This is a genomic window from Clostridium sp. DJ247 (assembly GCF_014231265.1).
The window spans coordinates 43,876-68,908 of sequence record NZ_JABAIW010000027.1 but is presented as its reverse complement, the minus strand read 5'-3'; the positions used below and the strand labels follow the sequence as shown (position 1 = coordinate 68,908).

The 25,033-nt window shown below is 30.1% G+C and carries 19 protein-coding genes and 2 other annotated features; of the genes, 3 read left to right on the top strand and 16 right to left on the bottom strand.

Annotated features, from left to right (window positions below):
• Positions 1-193: a binding site (T-box leader), on the bottom strand. This feature is flagged as partial in the annotation.
• A 63-nt stretch (positions 194-256) separates the two neighbouring features.
• Positions 257-455: a binding site (T-box leader), on the bottom strand.
• Positions 456-875: 420 nt separating this feature from the next.
• From HGI79_RS12340 to HGI79_RS12325, 4 genes are all read right to left on the bottom strand, one after another.
• Positions 876-2,270 (bottom strand): GntP family permease, encoded by a 1,395-nt coding sequence (locus HGI79_RS12340; protein WP_185650986.1) that lies wholly within the window; start codon positions 2,268-2,270, stop codon positions 876-878.
• Between the two features lie 107 nt (positions 2,271-2,377).
• On the bottom strand, positions 2,378-3,937 hold the full coding sequence (locus HGI79_RS12335; RefSeq protein WP_185650991.1) for an acyl CoA:acetate/3-ketoacid CoA transferase: 1,560 nt from the start codon (positions 3,935-3,937) through the stop codon (positions 2,378-2,380).
• Between the two features lie 675 nt (positions 3,938-4,612).
• The gene (locus HGI79_RS12330) at positions 4,613-6,334 is read right to left on the bottom strand and encodes a sigma 54-interacting transcriptional regulator (protein WP_185650985.1); all 1,722 of its coding nucleotides are present in this window, start codon (positions 6,332-6,334) and stop codon (positions 4,613-4,615) included.
• A 293-nt stretch (positions 6,335-6,627) separates the two neighbouring features.
• Entirely contained in the window at positions 6,628-7,053 is a 426-nt protein-coding gene (locus tag HGI79_RS12325; protein ID WP_185650984.1) for a MaoC family dehydratase, read from the bottom strand.
• Between the two features lie 437 nt (positions 7,054-7,490).
• On the opposite strand from HGI79_RS12325, the gene HGI79_RS12320 reads away from it, so the two are divergent.
• Positions 7,491-7,943: a hypothetical protein gene (locus tag HGI79_RS12320; protein WP_241428204.1), complete on the top strand. Its 453-nt coding sequence runs from the start codon at positions 7,491-7,493 to the stop codon at positions 7,941-7,943.
• 85 nt (positions 7,944-8,028) lie between these two features.
• Here HGI79_RS12320 and thiI read toward each other — a convergent pair whose 3' ends face one another.
• On the bottom strand, positions 8,029-9,171 hold the full coding sequence (gene thiI, locus HGI79_RS12315; protein WP_185650983.1) for a tRNA uracil 4-sulfurtransferase ThiI: 1,143 nt from the start codon (positions 9,169-9,171) through the stop codon (positions 8,029-8,031).
• Complete coding sequence (locus HGI79_RS12310; protein ID WP_185650982.1) at positions 9,168-10,304, bottom strand: cysteine desulfurase family protein; 1,137 nt, start codon at positions 10,302-10,304, stop codon at positions 9,168-9,170. Before HGI79_RS12310 ends, thiI begins: the two co-directional genes overlap by 4 nt.
• A 498-nt stretch (positions 10,305-10,802) precedes the next feature.
• Here HGI79_RS12310 and HGI79_RS12305 point away from each other — a divergent pair, with 498 nt between their 5' ends.
• Positions 10,803-11,552 (top strand): polysaccharide deacetylase family protein, encoded by a 750-nt coding sequence (locus HGI79_RS12305; protein WP_313885211.1) that lies wholly within the window; start codon positions 10,803-10,805, stop codon positions 11,550-11,552.
• A 58-nt stretch (positions 11,553-11,610) separates the two neighbouring features.
• Positions 11,611-12,312: a L,D-transpeptidase family protein gene (locus HGI79_RS12300; protein WP_185650980.1), complete on the top strand. Its 702-nt coding sequence runs from the start codon at positions 11,611-11,613 to the stop codon at positions 12,310-12,312.
• Between the two features lie 61 nt (positions 12,313-12,373).
• Here HGI79_RS12300 and HGI79_RS12295 read toward each other — a convergent pair whose 3' ends face one another.
• From HGI79_RS12295 to HGI79_RS12250, 10 genes are all read right to left on the bottom strand, one after another.
• Entirely contained in the window at positions 12,374-12,823 is a 450-nt protein-coding gene (locus HGI79_RS12295) for a MarR family winged helix-turn-helix transcriptional regulator (protein WP_185650979.1), read from the bottom strand.
• 459 nt (positions 12,824-13,282) lie between these two features.
• A complete protein-coding gene (locus tag HGI79_RS12290; RefSeq protein WP_185650978.1) occupies positions 13,283-13,924 on the bottom strand; it encodes an amino acid ABC transporter permease in 642 nt (213 codons plus the stop codon).
• Positions 13,921-14,592 carry an amino acid ABC transporter permease gene (locus HGI79_RS12285; protein ID WP_185650977.1) on the bottom strand — a complete coding sequence of 224 codons (672 nt, stop codon included), beginning with the start codon at positions 14,590-14,592 and terminating at the stop codon, positions 13,921-13,923. The genes HGI79_RS12290 and HGI79_RS12285 overlap by 4 nt, the downstream gene beginning before the upstream one ends.
• Entirely contained in the window at positions 14,592-15,404 is an 813-nt protein-coding gene (locus tag HGI79_RS12280) for a transporter substrate-binding domain-containing protein (protein WP_185650976.1), read from the bottom strand. The genes HGI79_RS12285 and HGI79_RS12280 overlap by 1 nt, the downstream gene beginning before the upstream one ends.
• A gap of 47 nt (positions 15,405-15,451) precedes the next feature.
• The gene (locus HGI79_RS12275; RefSeq protein ID WP_185650975.1) at positions 15,452-16,177 is read right to left on the bottom strand and encodes an amino acid ABC transporter ATP-binding protein; all 726 of its coding nucleotides are present in this window, start codon (positions 16,175-16,177) and stop codon (positions 15,452-15,454) included.
• A gap of 546 nt (positions 16,178-16,723) precedes the next feature.
• On the bottom strand, positions 16,724-18,208 hold the full coding sequence (gene thrC, locus HGI79_RS12270) for a threonine synthase (RefSeq protein WP_185650974.1): 1,485 nt from the start codon (positions 18,206-18,208) through the stop codon (positions 16,724-16,726).
• Between the two features lie 247 nt (positions 18,209-18,455).
• Entirely contained in the window at positions 18,456-19,217 is a 762-nt protein-coding gene (locus HGI79_RS12265; RefSeq protein ID WP_185650973.1) for a PD-(D/E)XK nuclease family protein, read from the bottom strand.
• Between the two features lie 25 nt (positions 19,218-19,242).
• Entirely contained in the window at positions 19,243-21,435 is a 2,193-nt protein-coding gene (locus HGI79_RS12260; RefSeq protein ID WP_241428203.1) for an ATP-dependent helicase, read from the bottom strand.
• On the bottom strand, positions 21,432-23,498 hold the full coding sequence (locus HGI79_RS12255; RefSeq protein WP_185650972.1) for a UvrD-helicase domain-containing protein: 2,067 nt from the start codon (positions 23,496-23,498) through the stop codon (positions 21,432-21,434). Before HGI79_RS12255 ends, HGI79_RS12260 begins: the two co-directional genes overlap by 4 nt.
• Positions 23,499-23,733: 235 nt before the next feature.
• Complete coding sequence (locus HGI79_RS12250; protein ID WP_185650971.1) at positions 23,734-24,918, bottom strand: cyclopropane-fatty-acyl-phospholipid synthase family protein; 1,185 nt, start codon at positions 24,916-24,918, stop codon at positions 23,734-23,736.
• Between the last annotated feature and the right edge of the window lie 115 nt (positions 24,919-25,033).

The following is a 25,033-nucleotide window of genomic DNA, read 5'->3' as shown; positions in this document are numbered from 1 at the left end:
GGCGAGAAGTCTGTCGCGGTACCACCCAATTTTTTTACTCATATAAATAACGACTTTCGCCGGCTCAGCTTACTATAGTTTCAGCCTACAACTCAAGGGTGAGTTTCAATATGCAATACTTATGGGTTTCCACCAATGCCCACTCTCTTTAAAATATTAATCATACTTACTTAGTCCCTATCAAAGTTTTTTATAGTTTATTCTATTTTTGCTGGGTGTTTCAAATAATTTTAAATATAAAAAAACAGACTCTCCTCCATGGGGCGAGAAGTCTGTCGCGGTACCACCCAATTTTTTTACTCATATAAATAACGACTTTCGCCGGCTCAGCTTACTATAATTTCAGCCTGCAACTCAAGGGTGAGTTTCAATATGTAACATTTATGGGTTTCCACCAGACCCCACTCTCTTTAAAACATTAATCACATTTACTTAGTCCCTATCAAAGTTTTTATAATTAATTATCAACATGGCTTAAGTATATTATAAAGTGATTTTTGTGTCAATAGATACTAATAAAGAAATTTTGAAAAATATTTAAAGTATTATACCTGCTTTGTTTGTATAGATGTACACGCCCGAAATTTAACTTATACTCTGGGACATATTACCATGTTTCGTCACGTTAAATATTTTTAATTAGTCTAAAGCTCAAATTTGATAAAAATCTAAGAACTTTGATAAACTCGTTTCACTCAAACATATCTAAAGTTCTAAGATTTTTTATCAAATTTTCGCTAAGACTAATAAAAAATATTTAAATGTGACTTCAACATTGGTAATATGTCCCTACGTATAAGTTAAATTTAAGTTGTGGTTATTTATAAAAACTATTCGAATAAATTATATAAAATCAAAGAAGTGTTCTCAGCAAATTATATAAAATGGAAAATGCTTTGTAAAAAGATAAGAATAAAGCAGGTTCCTGTCTTAATCAGAGTAATGGCGAAGATATCTTTATATGACTGTTTATGAGTTAAACCTGCAATTCCTAAAAGTGTGATGACTGCCCCATTATGAGGTAATGTATCCATTCCCCCAGAAGCCATAGCAGCAACACGGTGAAGTAATTGAGGACTTACACCAACCTTATCTGCCCAAGCTAAGTACTGTTTACCAAAGGTATCTAGTGCAATACTCATTCCACCGGAAGCTGAACCTGTAACTCCTGACAGAACATTTACAGTAACTGCTTCAGACAACAATGGGCTACCATTTGGATTAATATTTGTTAAAGCATGAGCTATAGACTTAAAGCCTGGAAGTGATTTTATAACATTACCAAAACCTACTTCAGAGGCAGTGTTCATAACAGCTAACAGTGAACCTATTGCTCCAGCATTAATGGTTTTAGCTAAGTTTCCGTGTATACGCTTTGGATTAATAACAAATGCAAGAATAATACCGAAGATGAGTGCAATAATCAGTGCCCAATTATTCATAGATCCAACAACGCCTGTTTTCGGAATATTATAAGGAGCCTGAGTTACCCAATATAGAATGTCCCACTTTGGAAAAATTAATTTTTGCAAAACTAGAGTGACTATAAGCACTGAAACTAGTGGTAATGCTGCTAACCAAGGATTTGGTAAGCTGGTATCCTCAACAATTACAGGTTCTTGAATATGATTCACTCCATATCCTTCTCCTGCTGCTTGTGCCAAACGTTTACGCCACTCTAAATAAGATAAGCCTCCAACTAAAATTATGATAGCTCCTAATGTACCAAAGACTGGAGCAGCATAAAGGTCTGTGTTAAAAAATTTCATTGGAATTGAGTTCTGAATTTGTGGTGTTCCTGGAAGTGAGTCCATAGTAAATGTGAACGCTCCTACAGCAATTGTTGCTGGAATGAGTCGTTTTGGTATATCTGCCTCTTTAAATATAGAAGCGGCGAAAGGATAAACAGCAAAAGCTACAACGAAAAGACTTACCCCACCATAAGTTAGAATAGCTGCTGACAAAACCACAGATAACATTGCTCTTTCTTTTCCCAATTTTTCTACAATGGCTTTGGCAATAGCTTTTGCTGCACCAGATTCCTCCATTGCCTTACCAAATACAGCTCCTAATAGGAAGAAGGGAAAGTAAACCTTTACGTAATTTCCTAGATTAGGCAGAAATATTTCCGTATAGGTTGGCATAATAGCCATTCCAGAAAATATAGCTGCTAGCAATGCAAAAATAGGAGCGAAGAAGATTACTGAGAACCCCCTGTAAGCCATAAACATCAATAATCCTAAACTTAAGAGAATTCCTAAAACTGCCATTTATAACACCTCCATTTGTCTTATTTTTCTATTAGGACATTTTACCTTGTTTTCCTCTATACTTTTATCTTCCATACTAAACTTTGTAATAATTCTATATAAAGCAACTATTGTACCTTAAGTTTTAATCCCATAAGTTCATCTTTAAATATATTTTCATCCATAAATTTTAATTTCTCTGATATAACAGGTTTAAAATTCATATGAGCAAGTATATCTTTTTCTAAGTCTACTCCAGGTGCAATTTCCTCTAATACTAGTCCACCTTTACTTAATCTAAATACTGCTCTTTCAGTAATATATAATACACTCTGATTGGTATCTACTGCATATTCACCGCTAAAAGTTATTTGTTCTACAGTATCTAAGAATTTATTAAACTTTCCATCTTGTTCTATTATTAACTTTCCATCTTTTACTTTTATCTTTAAACCACCTGCTGTAAAAGTTCCGCAATATACTACTTTTTTTGCATTCTGAGTTATATTAATAAATCCTCCGCAACCTGCAATCTTAGGCCCAAATTTACTAACATTTACATTGCCAACTTTATCACACTGTGCAAGTCCTAAAAATGCCACATCTAGTCCACCACCATCATAAAAATCAAATTGACTGTATTGATCAAGTATGCAATCTGGATTAGTTGATGCTCCAAAGCTTAAACCACCTGCAGGTACTCCTCCTATTCCACCAGCTTCCACAGTTAAAGTCAGTTCATTTCCGATTCCTTCTTCATTTGCCACTATGGCTACCCCTTCTGGTACACCGATACCTAGGTTAGTTACTGCATTAGGTATAAGCTCCATAGCCGCTCTTCTTGCTATTATTTTTCTCTCATCCATTGGCAAGGATGCTATTGAATTTACAGGAAGTTTAACATCTCCGCAATAAGCTGGATTATAAAGTTCTCCAAAGGTCTGCATATGATTTTTAGGTTCAGCAACTACTATAGCATCAACATATATTCCTGGCACCTTAACTTTTCTTGGATCTAGAGAACCTTTTGCTACAACTTTTTCAGCTTGAACTATAACTATTCCTCCAGAATTTTTGGCAGCTTGTGCCATTGCTGTGACATCGAGAGTTGCCGCTTCTCTTTCCAAGGTAGCATTGCCATCCTCATCAGCATAAGTTACTCTTAAAAGCACAACATTTATTGGCAATGCCCTGTATAATAAATATTCCTTGTCTTCAATATTTATTACTTTTATAATATCTTCAGTGGTAACTTCATTTAACTTTCCACCCTCGACTCTTGGATCTACAAAGGTTTTCAATCCAACGTGCGTAATAGTCCCAGGCTTACCTGCTGCAATATCCCTGTATAAATGTGATATGACACCTTGTGGTAAATTATATGCTTTAATTTTATTTTCTAAAGCTAATTTTTGAAGCTTTGGAGCTAACCCCCAGTGTCCTCCAATTACTTTGTTTACTAAGCCTTCATGACCAAAGTGGTTCAGTCCTCTATCCTTACTATCTCCTTGACCAGCTGCATAAACTAAAGTTAAATTTCTAGGAATTTTCTTTTCTAAATATATTTTTTCTATTTCTAGTGTAATCTCTTCTGGGTGGCCACATCCAATGAATCCACCTACTGCAACAGTATCTCCATCTTTTATTAGATTAACTGCTTGTTCTTTTGAAATAATCTTTGACCTCATCTTTCTATCACCCTCCATATAATATTCTCCCCGTACTAATACATATAGCAACTTTCATACCAATGTTCTAAAGCTATTTAAGTTTCTTGTATTTCATTAATATCTTCGAATTAGACCTGTCTTAAAACACCTTCATCAAATGACTACACACTCTAGTAACCTTATCCGAAGCTAAAAATTCTGTTTATATGCCCTTGCTTTTAAAAAAATAAAAAATGTATGTTTTTTATACATTTTTTATCTCTACATTGTTATAAGTATTCAATTATCTGAATTTTAACAATGTATATTCTTTTTACATGTATTTTGTTTTTACATAAATTTTTAACGTTTTCATTTTATATTTTCACAAAAATAACCCCGTTTTTAATAACGAGGTTGCTTTCAATCACCAAGGATTCATTATACTTATATATGGTTGCTAAGTGGAAGCTTAACTTATATGTAAGGATATATTACTAATACTGAAGTCATATTTAAATATTTTTTTATTAGTCTTAGCGAGAATGTGAGAAAACCCTTAGAACTTTAGATTGTTTGAGCATAGCGAGTTTATCAAAGTTCTTAGGTTTTTCTCATATTCGAGCTTTAGACTAATTAAAAATATTTAACATGACGAAGTATTAGTAATATATCCTGGAGTATAAGTTAAGCTTCCACTTGGTCCCCTTATATTCACGTACATAGTGAAGCACTTTTTAATTTGTATTCTTCTATTTTCTTATATAAACCTGCCCTACTTATACCTAGTAACTTTGCAGCTTTATTCTTATTCCATTGGGTTTTATTTAGGCATTCAAGAATAACTTCCTTTTCAATATCTTCTACTATTTCTCTTAAATATTTATTTCCAACCATATGAGTTTTAGATTTGTTTTTTTCTAATCTGCTTGGTAAATACTCCTGTTTTATAATTATATCTGAATCTAAAAGGTTTACAGCTCTTTCGATAACATTCTCTAATTCCCTTATGTTTCCTGGCCAATCATAATTTTTTAAACATTCAACAGCTTCCTTAGCTATTCCTTCTACATATATTCCTAATCTATTAGCAATTTTTGCTCTCAGAGCATTTGCTAGCACTGGAATATCCTCTTTTCTTTCTCTTAGAGGCGGCAGCACAATCTTCATAACATTAAGTCTGTAGTAAAGATCCTCTCTAAACTTTCCTTCCTTTACTCTATCTTCAAGATTTCTATTTGTTGCAGCGATTATTCTAACATCAATCTGTTTTACTACATTGCCTCCAACTCTTTCAATTTCTTTTTCTTGAATTACTCTTAGTATTTTAACCTGCATGTTTACTGGCATATCCCCTATTTCATCGAGAAATATGGTCCCTCCATTTGCTAGTTCGAATTTTCCTTTCTTACCACATTTTCTAGCCCCAGTAAAAGCACCCTCTTCATAACCAAATAACTCTGCTTCTAATAACTCTGATGGAATAGCTGCACAATTTATCTTTACAAAAGGTCCAAGGTATCTCTTGCTTACATTATGAATAGCATGAGCAAATAGCTCTTTACCAGTACCACTCTCTCCAATTATTAAAACATTAGAATCTGTATTTCCTACTTTCCTTGCTAAATTTTTCACTTTTTCAATGGCATTAGAATTTCCTATGATATTCTCAAAAGAATACTTTGCTTTTCTTTCACTATCAAGTTTACTCTTATAAAATTCAACTTCCTTCTCTAAATTATTTAGCTTTTTACTTAAAGTATAAAAATCACTTAAATCCTTAAATATTACTTTCCCCACAGCCCCAATAACTTTGTCATGTTTTTTAAGAGGAACACGCATAGCAATCATCTTATTTCCCTTTATCTCCTGAACATCACCTATTTTGGCGTTTCCAGTTGTTATAACTTCGTGCATTCTTGTATTTTCTATTACATCTTCCACTGGTTTTCCTTCAGGATTATTGCAGCCTATAAACTCTTTATAAGCTTTACTCATCATAGTAATTATTCCTTTTTCATCAACTACTACAATCCATTCATTAAAAGTATTAATTATAGTATCTAAAACATCTATATATAGCTTACCGTCATTTATTTCTTTTCGCATTTTTTTATAGTCAGTGATATTACGGAAGATAGCTATTGCACCTTCTATCTTTCCATCTATATTTATAATAATTCTATTAGTTATGAATACCCTTCCATTAAAAAGGAATTTTTGATTTAATTCATTTTTTCCAGTTTCTAACACTGCAATTAAATTTGTATTAGGTAAAATCTCTTCTATATGTTTTCCAATTCCCTTTTCAACACAAATCCCTAATAATTCCTCTGCAGTCTTATTTATCTCGAATAATATTCCATTTTTATCGATTGCTAGTAGTGCCTCATCTATGTTTTCAACTACTACCTTAAAATATTGTTCTAAGAACATTAAACCAATCCCCCTTTGGAATAATACAATCGTAAAGTATCTTATCAATTACCTTCCCTTTCGTATAGTCTCATCTCTACAGCTTATTAGCTTATTATGATTATGATTTTTCATTACTATAATATGTTTTTTTTAATAACTTATGACTGCAGCACTAGTTATATACAACAAAATAGCATATATACTAAGAAAACACCTTTATTAACTAAAGATTTACTTTATTTTCTAGTAATATATGCTATTTAAAATTGTATTCTATAAATTGAATTAATTATTTATTTTTCAAATCCTTTTCAGCAAATTTTCTTAGGAGGCATAACTAATGCTTCCCCATCAATAACTACTTTCCCATGTTGATTTGTACATACTGTTTTTAATTTAACTCTATTTTTTTCAACATTTATTTCTAAAACTTCCACTTCTGCCTTTACTGTATCTCCTATATAAACTGGAGCAGTAAATTTAACTTGCTGTCCCATGTAAATGGTTCCTGGACCTGGAAGATACATTCCTAAACAAGTAGAAATAAGCCCTGTAACCAATATGCCATGAGCTATTCTTCCCTTAAATATAGTTTGTTCTGATGCTACTTGATTGATATGTGCTGGATTTAAATCCCCTGTAATTCCTGCAAATAAATATACATCTGTTTCAGATATAGTCTTTTCTATATTTACCTTGTCTCCAACTTTAATTTGATCAATTGTTAATCCTTGCATATTATTCCCTCCACATCCTTACATATAAAATATTAATCAATATTTTATATTGAGCAGGAATCATGCCAAAATTTATACAATCATGTTTAATACCTAAAGCGTTATTATTAATAACAAATAAATATGTAATTAGAAATTTACTGTAAAAATTATATACACTCATTTTCATTGCTTCTAAGTAATCCATAATATTTTGCTTTTTATAAACATTGTAGAAAACTTTTACATGTATATTTTTTTTACACTATTTTTGAAAATAACTATAACTGTTCTTAACTCTCAGTTAAGTACACATCTCTAGTCTACGATTTGATGCCAATTAATTAAAAATACAAAAATTTTTTTTAAAATAAAGCACATTTAGGTAATATATTGTTAACCATTTTCTATGCTATAACATAGTATGTAATGTAGCATTTAAAAAGGGAGTAAATTACATGTATTGGGACTATTTTGATTTTGGACATATGTGTCCATTCCGTCAGCAACAGTTTCCTGGAGGTGCCCCTCCAACTCAACAACCCGGAGGATATTATCCTCAATATCCTGGTGGTCCTGGCGGTGGTCCAGGTGGTCCAGATGGACCTGGCGGCGGCCCACAGTTCGGCCCTCCAACTGGTCCTCCACCAGCCATAACTCCATCAAAAGCTCAAGCTCAAGCTATGCAACCAACACCAGGTGAAGGTATAGGCACATATGCTGTAAGTCCTGGTTCTTTAAGACCTTGTAGATTTAGATATGTATATATATGGCCTAGAAACAGAAGGGGCTTTTGGGCTTGGTTGACCCGTGTAGATAGAAGAACTGCTGCTGGCTGGAGATGGAATGGAGTTAGATGGGTTTACTTTGGAATTGACTTAAGACTTATTGATAGCTTTATATGTTATTAAAACCATATACTCTGCTTTAAATGGATACTAATTTAAGAGGAAGTATTTAACTAATACTTCCTCTTAATTATATGTTCACTAGATTTTAAGTAAAAAGCTCGCATTTTTCAACAGCTTCGTTAACTAACTTTTCAATGTCTAAAACACTTTCAGCTTTTCTCATCTCATCAAGTCTAGGTCTGGTTTTTGGATGTTTAGGAACAAATATAGTACAACAATCTTCATAGGGAAGTATTGAAGTTTCATATGTACCTATTTGTCTTGATATATCCATTATGTCTACTTTATCCATGGCTATTAAAGGTCTGAACACTGGTCTATCTGCCACATCGTTACTTACTACTAACCCTTCCATAGTCTGGCTTGCAACTTGGCCTATGCTCTCTCCTGTAGTTACTGAGTGGATTTCATATTTATCTGCTAGTTTACAAGCTATTCTCATCATAAATCTTCTCATTATTATAGTGAGTTCATCTTCTCTACATTTTTCAATAATTTGCATTTGTATTTCAGTAAAAGGAACTACATACAAATTTATACTTCCTGTATAGCTTTTTAAAATATTTGCTAAATCTTTAACTTTTTCTTTAGCTCTTTCGCTGGTATAGGGATGGCTATGAAAATAAACACAATTTAGTCTTGCACCACGTCTTGCCATCATATATCCAGCTACTGGAGAATCAATCCCTCCTGATAGCATTAACATTGTACTTCCATTAGTATCGTAAGGCATACCACCAGTAGCCTTTATTCTCTTGGAATAAACATATGCCTTTTTTCTTATTTCAACATTAACAGTACACTCTGGTTTGTTGACATCTACTTTTAAGTCTTTACTATTATTCAATATATAAGCCCCTACATCCCTACTTATATCCATTGATGTACCTGGAAAATTTTTATTAGCTCTATTTGTCTCCACCTTGAAAGTCTTAGCTCTGCTTTCAATAGCTTCCTTTACTGCTTGTTTTTTAATTTCATTTAAGTCTGGAGTTGTTTCTGTAACAATACATATTTCAGAAACCCCAAATACTCTTTTTACTCTCTTAATTCCTTCTTCTATATCTTCACATTCTAAAAACCATCTTCCTTGATCTGTAACAAAGTCATATTTTAAACCTTTTAATACCATTTTTATATTATTAATAAGTTTCTTTTCAAACTTTCCTTTATTTAAGCCCTTTAAGAATATCTCTGGTGAGTATTTAATTAATAATAATTTCTTCATTTGCTAACTCTCCTCAAAAATTTTAAAGCTTTATGTAAATTTTCTATGGTATAGTCTACTTCTTCTTTCGAAGAATACTCAGAAAAACTGAATCTTATATTACCTTTTATTTCATCTGATTTTAAACCTATAGCTTCAAGAACATAGCTATCTTTATTACCCTTAGCTGAACAAGCAGACCCTGTAGATACATATATACCGTTTTCCTCTAACATATGAAGTAAAACTTCTCCTCTTACACCTTTAAAGGAAACACTTAGGACATATGGAGAAAATTCATCTCCATCACTATTAACTCTAATATTAGGTATGTTTTGTAGCCCATTTATAAAATAATTTTTAATATCTAATACTTTTTCGTAATTTTCTTCTCTATTTGCATATATTTTTTCAGCTGCTTTTGCAAAACCTGCTACCGCTGTAAGATTTTCAGTTCCTGATCTAAAACTTCTCTCTTGTCCTCCACCATATATTAAAGGTTTTGGCATTAGTCCTTTTCTTAAATAAGCTGCGCTTACACCTCTTGGCCCATGAATTTTATGACCACTGGTAGAAAGTAAATCTATGTTCATCCTTTGCACATCAATTTTATACTTTCCGTAGCTTTGTACAGCATCTACATGAAACTTTATCCTGTTACTTTTTTCTTTTATCAATCTTCCAATAGTTTCAATATCTTGCACTATTCCAATTTCATTATTTATATGCATTATACTTACAAGTTGAGTGTCTTTATTTATACTATCCTCTAATTGATTTATATCTATGTTCCCTTTACAATCTACATCTATATATGTAACATTAACACCCTGTTTCTCTAGCTCTTTACAAGTATTCAGTACACTAGGATGTTCTATTTTACTAGTAATTATATGAGCACCTTCTTTTACAAAGCCTCTTATGAGGAAATTATTACTTTCGCTGCCACCTGATGTGAATATTATTTCATCCTTACTACAATTAATAGTTCTTGCAACGATCTCTCTACTTTCATTCATCTTTTGTTCTGATTTTAATCCTAAAGCATGTGCAGAAGATGGGTTGCCATAGTAGTTTTTCATTATATCAACCATAGTTTTTATAACTTCATCAAAAGGTTTCGTTGTAGAGCTGTTATCAAAATAAACCTCCATTGGCTTCACTCCTCTCTGTTAACATTATTATTTGTTTATTATATAAGTTTATCCATTAGATTAGTGTTAATACTCCACCTCATACTGATCTTAGATTAGATATACTATTATATCAAAAAAATGCGTATATTTTATAAAAAATATATTAATTAAATGAAATTATATATTTTTTTAAGGTATTTTACAATTTTAGTATTGTTTTTTAGCACAACACGCTATTATTTTCTATGAAATATTTAACTACATTGGTAACAATTTATTATTAATTTTTATAACTTCATATATGTTAAAACTTTTTAAATTGCAAATACTAAAATATATGCTAATCTGCGAAACATAATTATGCTAACTATTGTTAAGGATGCAACTATGTTTGAATTCAAATGAATATGATATTCCTTAGAATTTAAGCTAAAATGACAAATATAATATTAATACATACTGACGAGTACTATGTACTCTTAACTATAACTTGTTAACATGACAGGAGGTTTTTTCGTGAAAATTAAAAATAAGCTATATATATTTTCAGCCTTATATTTAGTTATTGTATATACATTAAGTAATAGTCTTCTTCACATTAGCCTATTTCATCAGTACCTTCAAACTTCTATTAATACTGATGTAGTTGAAAATAAGGTTATTTATCTAACATTTGACGATGGACCTAGTACTAACGTTACAAGTAAGATTTTAGATACTTTAAAAACACAAGATGTAAAAGCTACATTTTTTGTTGTAGGCTATAAAATTGATGGTAGAGAGGACCTTTTAAGAAGAATTCATAATGAAGGTCACAGCATAGGTCTTCACACTTATACTCACAAATATAAAGAAATATATTCTAGTGATGAAGCTTTCATAAATGAGATGGATAAAACTGCAGATAAAATAAAATCAGTTATTGGTATAGATTGTAATATAATAAGGTTTCCATCAGGTAGTAAAAAGCACTTGACCACTAGCATGTTAGAAAAGCTTCATGAAAAAAACTACAAGATATTTGATTGGAATTTAAGTTTATCTGATGGCTTAGATTGCCATACATCACCAGATAAATTGCTAAAGGAAGCCACACAAAAATGCGTCTGCCCTAATAAAATATTTTTACTTCTGCATTGCGATCAACCAAATAAAACTACCTGCGAAGCCTTAGAGGGAATCATATGCCATTACAAAAAATTAGGGTATGATTTTAAATGTATAACAAATTCTACACCAGAATACCATTTTAGAGTATCAAAGTAAATGGAGCCTTATAGATCTTATTTTATTTGAAACAGTAACATTGAAGTGGAGTGGTAAAATGAAAAAATATATATCAACATACATAATTTCCTTGTTTCTACTAATAATGATTTCTTCAATTTACCCACTTAAGGGTAATGCAATGAATTATAATACTAACACTAAAAATAAAAATTCTTATACTGTATTAGTAGATTTAACTGAATTAAGACTATTTCTAATAAATAGTAAAGATTCTAAAATAATAAAAAGTTATCCTATAGCGAAGGGTAAAACTTCTACACCATCACCTATCGGTACATGGACTGTTGTAAATAAGGCCACAGAATGGGGAAGTGGATTTGGTACAAGATGGATTGGATTAAATGTACCTTGGGGAAAATACGGAATACACGGAACTAACAAACCAAATTCTATAGGTGATGCAGCATCTCATGGATGTATAAGGATGTTAAATAAAGATGTTGAGGATCTATATAAAAAAGTTAACCACGGTACTATTGTAATAATATATGGCGGTCCTTATGGACTTTCATCTAATAATTTTAGAATGCTAGTACCTGGTTATAGAGGCTCTGACGTATACGAAGTCCAAATGAGGATGAAACAAAAAGGTTATTATAATGGTACAATAGATGGAATATATGGTGAAGGTATGAAAGCTAAAATACTTAAATTTAGAAAAGATAATAAACTTCGTGCTAGTCACAACGTTGATAAAGAGTTTTTAAAAGCATTGGAAATACTCCCTTTTGAATAATAAAAAATAGCTTATAGATTCCTCTTTATTCCATAAGCTATTTTAAATTTATAAATTTTTATCAATTACCTTCATCATTTACACTTAATAAATTATTAAGCTTTTTTAATTCATTTATCATATTTTCTACTTCTTTGATATCTAATTGTTGGAGCATTTGGCATATATATTTTGTTTTAATATCCTTAATAATATATGCCTTTTCTATTGCATTATTAGATAAGGATATTTTAACTATTCTTCTATTATTTTCAGGTATTTCTCTTATAACATAACCACTTTTTCCCAAACGATCAACAATTCCAGATACAGTACTCTTAGATAAACTTAATTCTTTACTTAGTTCATTTAGTGTAATACCAGGTTTATGATAGAGTACATGCAATAGCATTACCTGAGGCATTGTAATACCATATTCACTGACTTCTTTCTCTATGGTCTTTTTAAACTTATTATTCAAAGACCTGAAGATATCTACTAGTTCCTCAGCATAATCGCTTATCTCCTGCATAACCTAATATCCCTCCTTATTAGCTGTAGTTTAATCTCTACTTAATATTTTACCAAACTTTTTACTTTTAATCATCTTATTTTAAGATATAATTTTTTATGTTAATGTTAAATATCTATATATAACCATGGCCTAAATTTAGATAAACTCGTGCCTCAGTCCGGACCAACTTATCAATTACCATTGATAAGTCGCTCGTTGAAAGCCATTTAGGCTTTCAACCATATCAAAAGTTCTAAGGTTTTTCTCAAATTTGAGCTAAGACTAATAAAAAAATATTTAAATGTGACTTCAACATTGGTAATATATCCCTTAGTATAAGTTAAATTTAGGTTGTGGTTATCTATGCATTTAATTTTTTAGATGACTTAGCTAAACATAAAAATAAAGCTGGTTAGATTTAAACTCTACCAGCTTTATTTTTATGTTATTTTAATATATAACAAATTTATATTACTTTTAACGAACTATCTTTAATTGTTGTCTACGAGCAATAACAGATAGTACATAGTTAACCATAAAGTATGTTATAGCTATCATGGCAAATATAGTGATAACTTGAGAAGTTTTAGAGTATTGACCCATAATTATCATTCCTTTACCTGTCAGTTCTTCAATTCCTACTACCCATACAAAGGATGTATCCTTAATTACAGTAATAAAGGTTGAAACTAAAGGTGGAATCATATTACGTAAAGCTTGTGGTAATATAATATGAATTAATGTTTGTGTATAGTTAAAACCTTGGGATTTTGCTGCTTCCCACTGTCCTCTATTAATTGAATTTAATCCCGCTCGAACAATTTCTGCAATAATAGCACTAGTAAATATAGTCATAGCTACAATTCCTGCATTTAATGGTTCTAGCTTAGTCATAAAACGTATTGCTAGTATGAACAAAAGAAGCGGAGTATTACGTACAACTTCAATATATATAGTTGCTATAGAACTAATAATTTTATGATTCACATAACGGGCAATTCCTAAAATTATTCCAAAAATTGAACTAAATGCAATAGTCATTGCTGCTATATATAAAGTGGTTGCTAATCCCTTCAATAAGAATGTAAATATTTCCGGCTTAAAAACTTCACTTATCATACTCCCACCCCAGTTCTACGTTCTAATCTTGTTGCAAACCTAGCAAGAGGTAAACATAACACTAAATAAAGTAATGCTGTTACAATATAAGCTGGTCCATAATAAAGATTATTACTTGACCAAGAGTCAGCTTGATACATTAAATCTCCTCCAGCAACCATAGCCATTACTGAAGTATTTTTTATTAAGCTTACAGCCTGGTTAGTAAGCGGTGGAAATATAAGCTTTGTTGCTTGAGGCAATATAATATGCCTCATAGCTTCAATATAAGTAAAACCTTGAGAAATTGCTGATTCCATTTGACCTCTAGGAACTGCCTCAATACCACCTCTAACTACTTCTGCAATGTATGCTCCATGATATATTCCCAATCCAAGAACACCTACTACAAAAACTGGTAGCATTATTTCAAAGTGAGGCAATACATGGTATAAAAAGAAAATTTGGATTACTAATGGAGTATTTTGTATTATAGCAACATAAACTTTATTTATTTTTCTAGGAATTTTATAATTTGATGCTCCAAAAACTCCAAAAATAACTCCTAATGCCAATGCTAACGCTAAAGCAATCATAGAGGCCAAAACTGTTGTAATAAATCCTTGTGCAAAAACAGACCAATCACTAAAAAGCGCCTGCCACTTAAAAGCCTCAAAAGGACCTGTCACTATTTAATCCCCCATTTCTGAATAAGCTTGTCAAGCTCACCTGATTTCTTCATTTCGTTAACAGTATCATTTATAGTCTTAGCTAATTCATCGTTTCCTTTCTTAGATGCTATTCCGTAATTTTGTGGGCTGAAACGTTGATCTAAAATTACAGTAGAATCATCTAAGTATCCGTTAAGAATAGCTCCATCAACAGAGAAAGCATCAACACGACCAGCTTCTAAAGCTGCTTTAATTTCTGGGTAAGTTGAAAATTCTAGAAAAGTAACCTTACTTCCAACTTTTTCAGCTTCCTGTTGTATTGCTTGCTTACTTGTAGCACTTTGCGCTACACCTATCTTTTTATCATTTAATCCTTTTAAATCCTTAATTCCTGAAGCCTTTTTAACCATTATGCCCACACCATCTGTAAAGTATGGATCTGAGAAATTATAACTCTTTTTGCGTTCATCATTTACAGTAAATGTAGCTGCAATCATATCAACTTGTCCACTATCTAAAAGCGGTCCCCTTGTTTTTGCAGTTACTCCTTGCAATTCAACTTTATTTTCATCTCCTAAAATCTTTTTAGCTACTGCCTTAGCAATATCTATTTCAAAACCTTCAATTTTTGAAGTTTTAGGATCTTTATACCCAAACTTTGGTACATCAAGCTTAACTCCAACTTTAAGCACTCCTCTATCTTTTATAGCTTTAATATCTGCTGCTGCAGATGTAGTTGTATCTGATTTTTGTGCAGTTGAACCACATCCTGTTAATGCTAAGCCTGTAACAAGTAATAAACTTCCTATGAAAACTTTTAATTTTTTCATATTTTTTCCCCCTTAATATTAATTAATATATTTATATTTAACATTTTCTAGTGTACTATACGACTTAAGAATAACTTTGTTCTTTCATGGGTTGGATTTTTAAAGAAATGTTCTGGAGAACCTTCTTCTAAAATTTCCCCTCCATCAACAAAAATCACTCTATCTGCTACTCTACGTGCAAATCCCATTTCATGAGTCACAGCCACCATTGTAATACCTTCATTGGCAAGTCCAACCATAACATCAAGTACTTCTTGAATCATTTCCGGGTCTAAAGCAGAAGTAGGCTCATCAAAAAGTATTATTTTAGGCTTCATATTAAGAGCTCTAGCAATAGCCACACGTTGTTGTTGTCCACCTGAAAGCTGTATAGGATATGAATTGGCTTTATCTTTAAGCCCAACCCTTTCCAAATAAGCCATTCCTGACTCTTCTGCTTCCTTCTTAGGAACTTTTTTTACGAAAATTGGTGCTAAGGTTACATTTTCAAGAACAGTTTTGTGTGGATATAAATTAAACTGCTGAAAAACCATAGCTATAGCTTGTCTTACTTTTGTAATTGGAGCTTTAGGTTCTGTAATATCAATACCATCTACTATAACTTTTCCTTGAGTAGGTTCTTCTAACAAATTCATACTTCTAATAAGTGTACTTTTTCCTGAACCACTAGGGCCAATTATGACTAACTTTTCACCACTTGCTACTGTTAAATCAATTCCCTTTAACACATGTGTATTTCCATAATATTTATGAACACCTTCTAATTTAATCAATTTTAATCACCTTTCCATAACATCCTTGAAATAAAAAATAAAACATAATTGAAATTACTATGTAACGAAAAATAACTTGCATTTTTCTCATATAATATACTTAAGTATATTATATCATTACTTATTTTGCAATATAATATTCAACATTATGCAAAATAAGTATTAATTTAATAACTATTATGCATTAAAATTATCAATTTGTCAACATTAAATATATTTTTTATTATATATACCACTTTTGTTTTAAATATGACATTTAACCAATCATTAAAATTAAAAAATTATACTTAATTATGAAATAACTACTTTAATAATTATTCATTTTATCTAATTTTTATATAAATTTAATGTAATTATTCTATAGACAATATCTTACTTAAACTTTCTATGCAAGAAACTCAAGCTCTACCAAGCATTAAAAGTGGTCAAAAAATTTATAATTTCTTATACTATAAAAAAGCAATGAATACTTATTAGATAAGTATTCATTGCTTAAATTCTTTAATATATATTCAGAGAAAAAATCTCATGTAATATAGTTTTACTTTATTTAGAACATAAAAAGTCCTTAATTATGTCTTTCATTGCATCCTTCTTACAGGTTGCTTTATGAAGGATTTCTTTTTTATCTAATTCTTTAATTCCACTTGGTATTTTAATGTCAAACTTCTTTGATAACTCTTCCACCATTTCAAAATCAGAAGCAGTGTTATCTGCAAAGTTTAATACTTCATTTATGCTTCTTGGGAACTTAAAAGGACTTGCAGTGGATGCTATTACTGTAACGCTATTGTCCCCAGTATTGTTCTTATATTTTTCATAAACATCATATGCTACTGCAGTATGAGTATCCATAACATAGTTAGAAGCTTCATAAACCTTTTTAACAGCTGAAAGAGTCTCTTGTTCTGTAGAGAAGTCTCCATATAAGGCTTTTAATTTTTCCTTCATATCATTACTTATCTCATATTTTCCTTCTTCTTTCAGTTGTTTCATTAGAGCGCTTACAATTTTGTCATCTCTTCCGCTTATTTCGTATAAAAATCTTTCTAGATTACTTGATATTAGAATATCCATGGAAGGAGAATTAGTTACAAAAAACTCTCTTCTCTTATCATAAACACCTGTATTTATGAAATCTGCAAGAACTTTATTCTCATTAGATGCACAGACAAATCTTCCTATTGGAACTCCCATAATACTAGCATAGTAAGCTGCTAGTATATTTCCAAAGTTTCCTGTTGGAACAACAACATTTATACTTTCACCAGCTTTAATTTTGTTCTCTTTTAATAAGCTTACATAGGAATACACGTAGTAAACTATTTGAGGAACTAATCTGCCTATATTTATGGAATTTGCAGAAGAGAACATATATCCTTGCTGACCTAAAAAGTTGTTAAATTCCTCATCAGCAAATATTTCTTTAACGCCACTTTGAGCATCGTCAAAATTCCCTTCTATTCCAACTACAAAGGTATTTTTACCCTCTTGGGTAGTCATTTGTCTCCTTTGAATTTCACTTACTCCATCCTTCGGGTAAAAGACTATAATTTTTGTACCTTCAATACTATCAAATCCTTCTAAAGCTGCCTTTCCAGTATCTCCTGACGTAGCTGTAAGTATAACTATTTCTTTTTCTATACCTAACTTTTTCGCTGCAGTTTTTAAAAGATGTGGAAGTATACTAAGTGCCATATCTTTGAAGGCTAATGTTCTTCCGTGATAAAGCTCTAAGAAATAAGCTCCTGACTTATAAACTAATGGAGCAATATTAGAAGCTTCAAATTTACTATCGTACGCATTTTCTATACATAACTTAAGCTCATCATCAGTAAAATCATTAAAATATTTCTTCATAATATAAAATGCCAACTCTTGATAACTTAGCTCTGACAGTTCCTCAAAAGATTTTTCTATTTTAGGAAACTCTTCTGGTACATACAAACCACCATCTTCAGCTATACCTCTTACTATAGCTTCACATGCTTTTACAACTTTTCCTTTACCCCTGGTACTTTTATACAACAATGTTTTGGCCCCCTCTTTATGGTTAATAGTTTTAATTACGTTTTTGTAATTCTTTTGAAAATATTAAGTTTCTATTATATATAATAATATACTGTTTGATTTGATAAGTTCAACTGTTTTTTTATAAATTGTAGAATTTTTAATATAAAAATTTATATATTAACTCTTTATTAGGTGTATTTACAGAATTGTCAAAAGAATCTATAATACAATCTCCCTTAGTCAAATACTTATTTAATACAATAAACTATGTATATTCTTCTAAAAAATTGAAATTTACTGTCTCATTATTACAAAAATAGTTAAACTCACAAAACCTACAATTTTTATAATATAAAGTTTTATTAAAATCTTTTAAAAAATTATAATTATCAATTGTTTTTATAATCATTTCTATGCCAATTTCATTTGCAGTGTGTTTTTCACCAGAGTAAGAAATAGCTATAATGTCATCAGCGTACAATGGCTGCCAGAAAAACATTTTTATATTTTCAGCAATTATATCTATATTAAAGAGATTTTTAATCTCTTCCTTTAATACATACATATAAACCATTGTTTGAAATCTTTGTTCCATTTCTTTTAGAGATAACTTTCTATTTTCCGTCTTCCAATCCCATATTTCCACCCTACCCTCTGGTGTTATTATAATTAGATCATATTTTGCTTGAAGTCTAATACTTTTCTTCTTCATCTTTATTTCATATTCAGGTAAATATATATAATCCTTTTGCAAAATAAACCTGTCCTTAAGAGCTTTCACCCAATTTAATATTACGCTATTGTCTACACAATTACCTAGTGGAATGTCAGAGAAGTATCTTTCACACATTAAGTGAAAATCTAGTCCTAGTTTTATACCTTCGTTATAACCCCTATCCATAGGAGAATCATTTCTCCATGACATATTGTCTATATATTTTAGTTTAAATTTAAGAGGGCACTTATAAAAAGTATTTAATGAATTTTGACTATAGTAAAAATACTTAAGCTTTCTAACATCTATCATCTGTTATCCCTTCCTTAAAATTGTATTATTCGCTATTGCGCTTTTTATCTATAAATTCCTTAAGTATTTTATAATATAAAGACGGTTCATCTTTTATATTTTTAAGTTCTTCATAATGTGACATTAGTACAAGATATTCTTTTGCTCTAGTTATTCCCACATATAAGAGTCTTATTCTCTCATTTACAGCATCTATTTTTGCTTGTTCGTATAAATCATAACATATATGACCTCCTAATAGTTTCATTATTTCTCTTTTTCCTGCAGCTACTGGATTCTTAAGTTCACTTTTAAAATAATAGAACTCAGATCTAAATTTGCCTTTTAATGATGCAGGAAAGTTATATTCGGTAAGGCAAAGTAAAAACACACAATCCCACTCTAACCCCTTAGATTTATGATAAGTAGCTAGTGTTATTCTGCCTGGCAGAGCTTCATACCCCTTAATATCATATACCATATCAGAAATATATTTAAATGGTGAATTTTTAACATCTAATAGAGTTTCTGATATATCACTTAATGTTAAATTAGGATTATTCCTTATATCATACCTAAAATAATTTGCTATAGTCTGTATTATAGCCTTATTTTCAATGCTTAATTCTAATATATCACCTATATGTAAAATCAATTTATGTACCGGCTCATCAATATAATCCACTATGCTTTTTATTAACTGCAGCTTTTTATTAAACTTTTTTAAAATTTTATAACTTACCTTATTACTTATGTTAAACTCTAAATTATCTTCACGTAACTTTCCCCAATACAATATATCTTCTACTTTAAATCTTAATATATATTCCATTAATATTTGTTTTTCTTCACAGTTTTCCTCTAAAAGGTTATCAATTAGAATTTTAAACTTATATATATTATCTAAATCTGCAAGAAAACTTAAAATGTACCCCAAGGTATTAATAGTTTCAAATCTTATTTCAGATGCAGTACACAATTCATCATACTGTATATTTAGCTTTCTTAATTCTCTTGCTAATTCACTAACTTGATTATTGAAAGGAACTAATACTGCACAAGTTTTATTTGGGTGACTATTTATAAATCTCAATACAGCTTTAACTGTTGTTTCCTTCTCTTTCTCCCAAGAACTTAAACAATAACCATAGATCCCATAGTCATTTGATTTAGGATTAGCAAATTCCATGTTTTCTGGAATTATATTAATGAATTGTTCTGCTAACGCATTCCTACAGTCCTTTTCTACATGTTTTTCTCTAGTGAAAGACACTAAATAATTGGCTACCTCAATAATTTCTTTTGTGCTTCTACCAGCCATATTCATTACATAATTATTACTAGCTTTTTTGCAGAAATCATGAAAGAAACTTGGATCTGAGGATGTAAAAGTACCCATTATACTTTGATTCATGTCCCCTACTCTCACTAAGTTTCCACTTTTTTGTGAAATCAAGGATAAAATATTGTATTGTATTACATTGGAATCCTGACATTCATCTTCAAATATAAAACTATATTTTTTTTCATATTTTTCTTTAAGTTTTTTATCTATTAATAAGGCTTTATAAGCAAAAATCAGTAAATCATTATAATCTATATATCCTTCTACCTTTAGCCTTTTTACATAGGAGTTATATACATAATACATATGACTTATAATGCTACTATCCCCCAACTCATCTTTTCTCTGTATTAGCATTTCTGGGGAAATATTATTAATCTTTAATTCACTAATTAAGTTATCTATAACAACAAAAAAATTGTTCCACCAATCTACACTTTTTTGTTCATACTTGTTTATGCCGTAACTTGAAAGATAAGATTTAAATATTTTTTCTCCACCAATCCTTCTCCATTCATCAATACAAGCACCTAAATAATATGTCTTTCTTACATCCTCCAGTATTTTAAATTCTTCGTTAACGCCTAGTATATCTGGTCTATCCTTTAATATTTTCATTGCTAGACTGTGAATTGTCATAACTTCATAATCATTATTTGATTTTATACCTTTTTTATCAAGTACAGCACAAATTCTATTTTTAAAGTTATTTACTGCACTATTCATATAGGTTACTATTAATATTTTTCCTTTCTCATTTCTTTTCTCCTTAATAATCTTCGCTGCTAAATTAGCTATTATAAAAGTCTTTCCTGCTCCAGGCACTGCTGGAACAGCCATGGTACCTCCAACATAATCCATTATTGGCTTTTGATCTTCTCTAAATTGCATCATTCCCTCCTTATTTTGTTAGTTATATCCTCAATAATCTCAACAATGAGGCTGCTTTGCTCATATCCACTTACAGAATATTCACTTCCATACAAATAAAGTTCTTCACTACACTTCTTAATTAAACATTTCAACAATGCCATTAAATTATACTTTTTATTATACTGTTCTATTTTGTCTGTATACACTTCGTTTATGTTCCATGTATTCTTAATGACATTTATATTAGTAAGTTCTTTAACGTTTCTCGGGCACCACATATTACTATTTATATCCACCCAAATCTGAATTTTACTTTTTAAATTACATGTAAGAAAATTATATGGATTAGTTATTATTAATTTTTTGTCGTTTAAATACATTTGCTCTAATTCATTTAAAGAATAAAAATCCGAGGCCTCACTAATAACAAAACTAATAAATTTTTCTTCTGGGTTATCTATTGTATTAAATTGGGAGAGTATGCCTATGAATCTTTCTGCTGCTTCACTTAAATTCTTACATATGGCAATATTATCCTTAGAATCAGGTAAGGTTATTAATAAATCTAAAAAAGCTCTTCTAAATAACTCTCCTAAAGGAATTTTATTTGTTTTACTCTCTTGTATAAAGTTATCTATACACTTCTTTAAATAGTTATATCTTTCCTTTTGATTTATATCTAAATCAGTAATAAGCTCTTCTATATATGCTGGCATGCTGCCCTGTTGAATTGTTGTTTTTGCCAGAATAGATGCCTTTACAGGATTTACATTTAGAACCTTTATAAAAAACTTCCTATAGTTATCTATATTTAAATAAGCTTGTTTATAGTTATTACAAAGACAAGCTATTACCACAAGACACTGTACATAGAGATTATCTATAAGCCTACTATTTTTCCATGTGTTAACTAAATCTATCTCTAAATTTTTTAATCTACTTTCTAGTTCATAGTTCAATATAAAGTTATCAGCAGGAGAAATTATTACTAAATCTTCTATTTTACCCCTGTTTTTCATAATTTCTTCAATTTTAACTATAACTTTATTTATCATCTCACTATGTAGTTGTGCTGATAAATCAATATTAATTGGTAATTCACTTTCTATTATAAAATTATTTTCTAATGTATTGTTATTAATACCTTTTATAAGGTCTTGTAATTTATTATTACATAAATAATGTTCTTGTAATTCTAATTCATCATAATTAAATTTAATGTTGTCAGTTAAATATTTGTTATCAGTTCCATAGTATGTACAAAACCCGCCCTCAGGATTTTTAAATAGAATTGCTTTGGATACGATGTTAACTATTTTATTTATTAATGCTAACTGACATGGACATATTTCATCAAAATCATCTACTATTAAGTATTTAATCTTTTTCAAATGCTGTAAGTAATTTTCATCCTCCATTAGATAGTTTTTATATAAATATATTGCTATGGCATAATCTACTACTCCCTGTTTTAATAAGCTATGAATGTAATGTGAAATTATCTCATCCATTTCTTCATAAGTTTCTTTTCTCAATACATCCTTGATTTCCATAGAATTATATATTCTAGTACCTATTTCACTAAAGCTTACCATAGACATCGCTGCATTATTAATATTAGTAATTAAATCATTAGCAACTCTTTTAGAAGTTGAAGTTATATTAGAAAAATACCCTTTTTTATTTCTATAATAACTCACCAAGATTTCCATCATAAATCTACAGGTATCTTCAGATACAAACTCTGGTCTGATTCTATTTCTCTCAATATTGCTGCACTTTTGTTCTATTATAGGCCAGAATTTTATAAGTTCCTTTTTTACAAAGCCTTGATATGTATAAATTCTAACTTCCCCAAAAGCATCAAAATCCAAGTTTTTCTTCCAAGTTAGCATTTGACTTGCATTCATTACGAATACTATTATATTTTCACTATTAACTTTCTTTTCATTAATAAGATTTTTGTATTTATCTATTGCTAATGTAGTTTTACCACTACCTGAACCACCGCTTATTATTATACATTTCTTAGATAGCTCATGATTTAATAGTTTTTCTCTAATTATAGAGTAGCTAATTTTCATCACCCCACCTTCAACAACTGTACACATAAATTCTATATAGAATTCATAACTTCATTTAAACCTAAACCCTATGTTAACATTACATATTAATATTAATACAGTGTCCTGTGCCTCACACATAAACTTTTTTATCTTTTAACTCTATATGGTTATTTTAACATACAAACTAAAAATAAGGTAAAACCTATATCATAACATAGTAAATAAAAAAAACTTGGAATTCCAAGTTTTTTTATTATTTATCATATATGTATTCTCTAGTCATAGGAATATTATTGTTAAGACCCTTAGTAAATAAAAATTGATGTATATCTATTACTCCATAGTGAAAGGATGCAGCACAGGAATTTAGATAAAGTCTCCACATTCTTATAAATTTTTCATCTTTTATTTTTTTTACATTATCTACAGCATCTTCAAAATTCTTAGCCCAGTATTCTAATGTCTTAGAATAATGAAGTCTCAAACTTTCTAAATCCACTATATGTAGATTATAATCTGGCATAAGTCCTATAAGCTCTCTTACAGATGGTATATATCCTCCTGGAAATATGTACTTTTGTATCCATTGATTTGTCTCACTTTCAGTTTGTGAAGTAATACAATGTAAAAGTGATACTCCTTCAGGTTTTAATAATTTATTCACCGTATCCATATAAACAGGTAGATTTTTTCTTCCAACATGTTCTAACATTCCCACACTAACTATTTTATCAAACTGTTCATTGTTTTCAGCCAACTCTCTGTAGTCAACAAGCTTTACTTCTACTTGGTCCTCCAAACAGTTCTCTTTAATTCTTTCTTTTACTTTTTCAAACTGCTCTTTACTTAAGGTTATACCTAAAGCCTTTACTCCGTATTGTTTTGCTGCTGTAATTATAAGTTCTCCCCAACCACAACCTATATCTAATATTCTTTCACCATTTTTCAAGTTTAATTTTTTCAAAATATGCTGTATCTTATTTAATTGAGCTTCATATAAAGAATCTTCTTTTGTTTTAAAATAAGCACAGGAATAACTCATGGTTTCATCTAACCATAAACTATAAAACTCATTTCCTAAATCATAATGATATTGTATGTCCTTTTTACTTTTGCTTATACTGTGAGAAGCTAACTTATAAATTTTTTGAAACAATTCAGCTTTATTTAAAAAACTATTTTTGTTTCTGTATATAGATTCAATTATTTCTTGAATGTTACCTTTAAAATCAATTACTTTATTCATATAGGCTTCTCCAAAAGCTAAAAACGGATCTTTTAAGATATTTCTTTTAGGTATATGCTCATTTATAAATATAGTAAATCTACTATCTCCATCCCCATACCTTTCAATAGAACCATCCCAATACTTTGTTTCCACTGGGTCTGAAAAAGCTCCATCTAAAAACTTTCTAAGAAAAACTTTATCTAATTCCATTATAAATGCATCTCCTGTTCTATGATAATTATATAAATCAACTATAATTATTCCCACAAAAAGTATACTTAAAACACTGATTAATATATTTACACAAATAAAAGACTAATTAATG

Bases quoted from the DNA above. Each gene is read 5' to 3' on its own strand.
- HGI79_RS12325 (WP_185650984.1), bottom strand. From the start codon at position 7,053: ATGCAAGGATTAACAATTGATCAAATTAAAGTTGGAGACAAGGTAAAT.
- HGI79_RS12290 (WP_185650978.1), bottom strand. From the start codon at position 13,924: ATGATAAGTGAAGTTTTTAAGCCGGAAATATTTACATTCTTATTGAAG.
- HGI79_RS12335 (WP_185650991.1), bottom strand. From the start codon at position 3,937: ATGAGGTCAAAGATTATTTCAAAAGAACAAGCAGTTAATCTAATAAAA.
- HGI79_RS12310 (WP_185650982.1), bottom strand. From the start codon at position 10,304: ATGGAGGTTTATTTTGATAACAGCTCTACAACGAAACCTTTTGATGAA.
- HGI79_RS12340 (WP_185650986.1), bottom strand. From the start codon at position 2,270: ATGGCAGTTTTAGGAATTCTCTTAAGTTTAGGATTATTGATGTTTATG.
- HGI79_RS12255 (WP_185650972.1), bottom strand. From the start codon at position 23,498: ATGAAAATTAGCTACTCTATAATTAGAGAAAAACTATTAAATCATGAG.
- thiI (WP_185650983.1), bottom strand. From the start codon at position 9,171: ATGAAGAAATTATTATTAATTAAATACTCACCAGAGATATTCTTAAAG.
- HGI79_RS12330 (WP_185650985.1), bottom strand. From the start codon at position 6,334: ATGTTCTTAGAACAATATTTTAAGGTAGTAGTTGAAAACATAGATGAG.
- HGI79_RS12320 (WP_241428204.1), top strand. From the start codon at position 7,491: ATGTATTGGGACTATTTTGATTTTGGACATATGTGTCCATTCCGTCAG.
- HGI79_RS12295 (WP_185650979.1), bottom strand. From the start codon at position 12,823: ATGCAGGAGATAAGCGATTATGCTGAGGAACTAGTAGATATCTTCAGG.
- HGI79_RS12300 (WP_185650980.1), top strand. From the start codon at position 11,611: ATGAAAAAATATATATCAACATACATAATTTCCTTGTTTCTACTAATA.
- HGI79_RS12265 (WP_185650973.1), bottom strand. From the start codon at position 19,217: ATGATAGATGTTAGAAAGCTTAAGTATTTTTACTATAGTCAAAATTCA.
- HGI79_RS12260 (WP_241428203.1), bottom strand. From the start codon at position 21,435: ATGATGCAATTTAGAGAAGATCAAAAGCCAATAATGGATTATGTTGGA.
- HGI79_RS12280 (WP_185650976.1), bottom strand. From the start codon at position 15,404: ATGAAAAAATTAAAAGTTTTCATAGGAAGTTTATTACTTGTTACAGGC.
- HGI79_RS12250 (WP_185650971.1), bottom strand. From the start codon at position 24,918: ATGGAATTAGATAAAGTTTTTCTTAGAAAGTTTTTAGATGGAGCTTTT.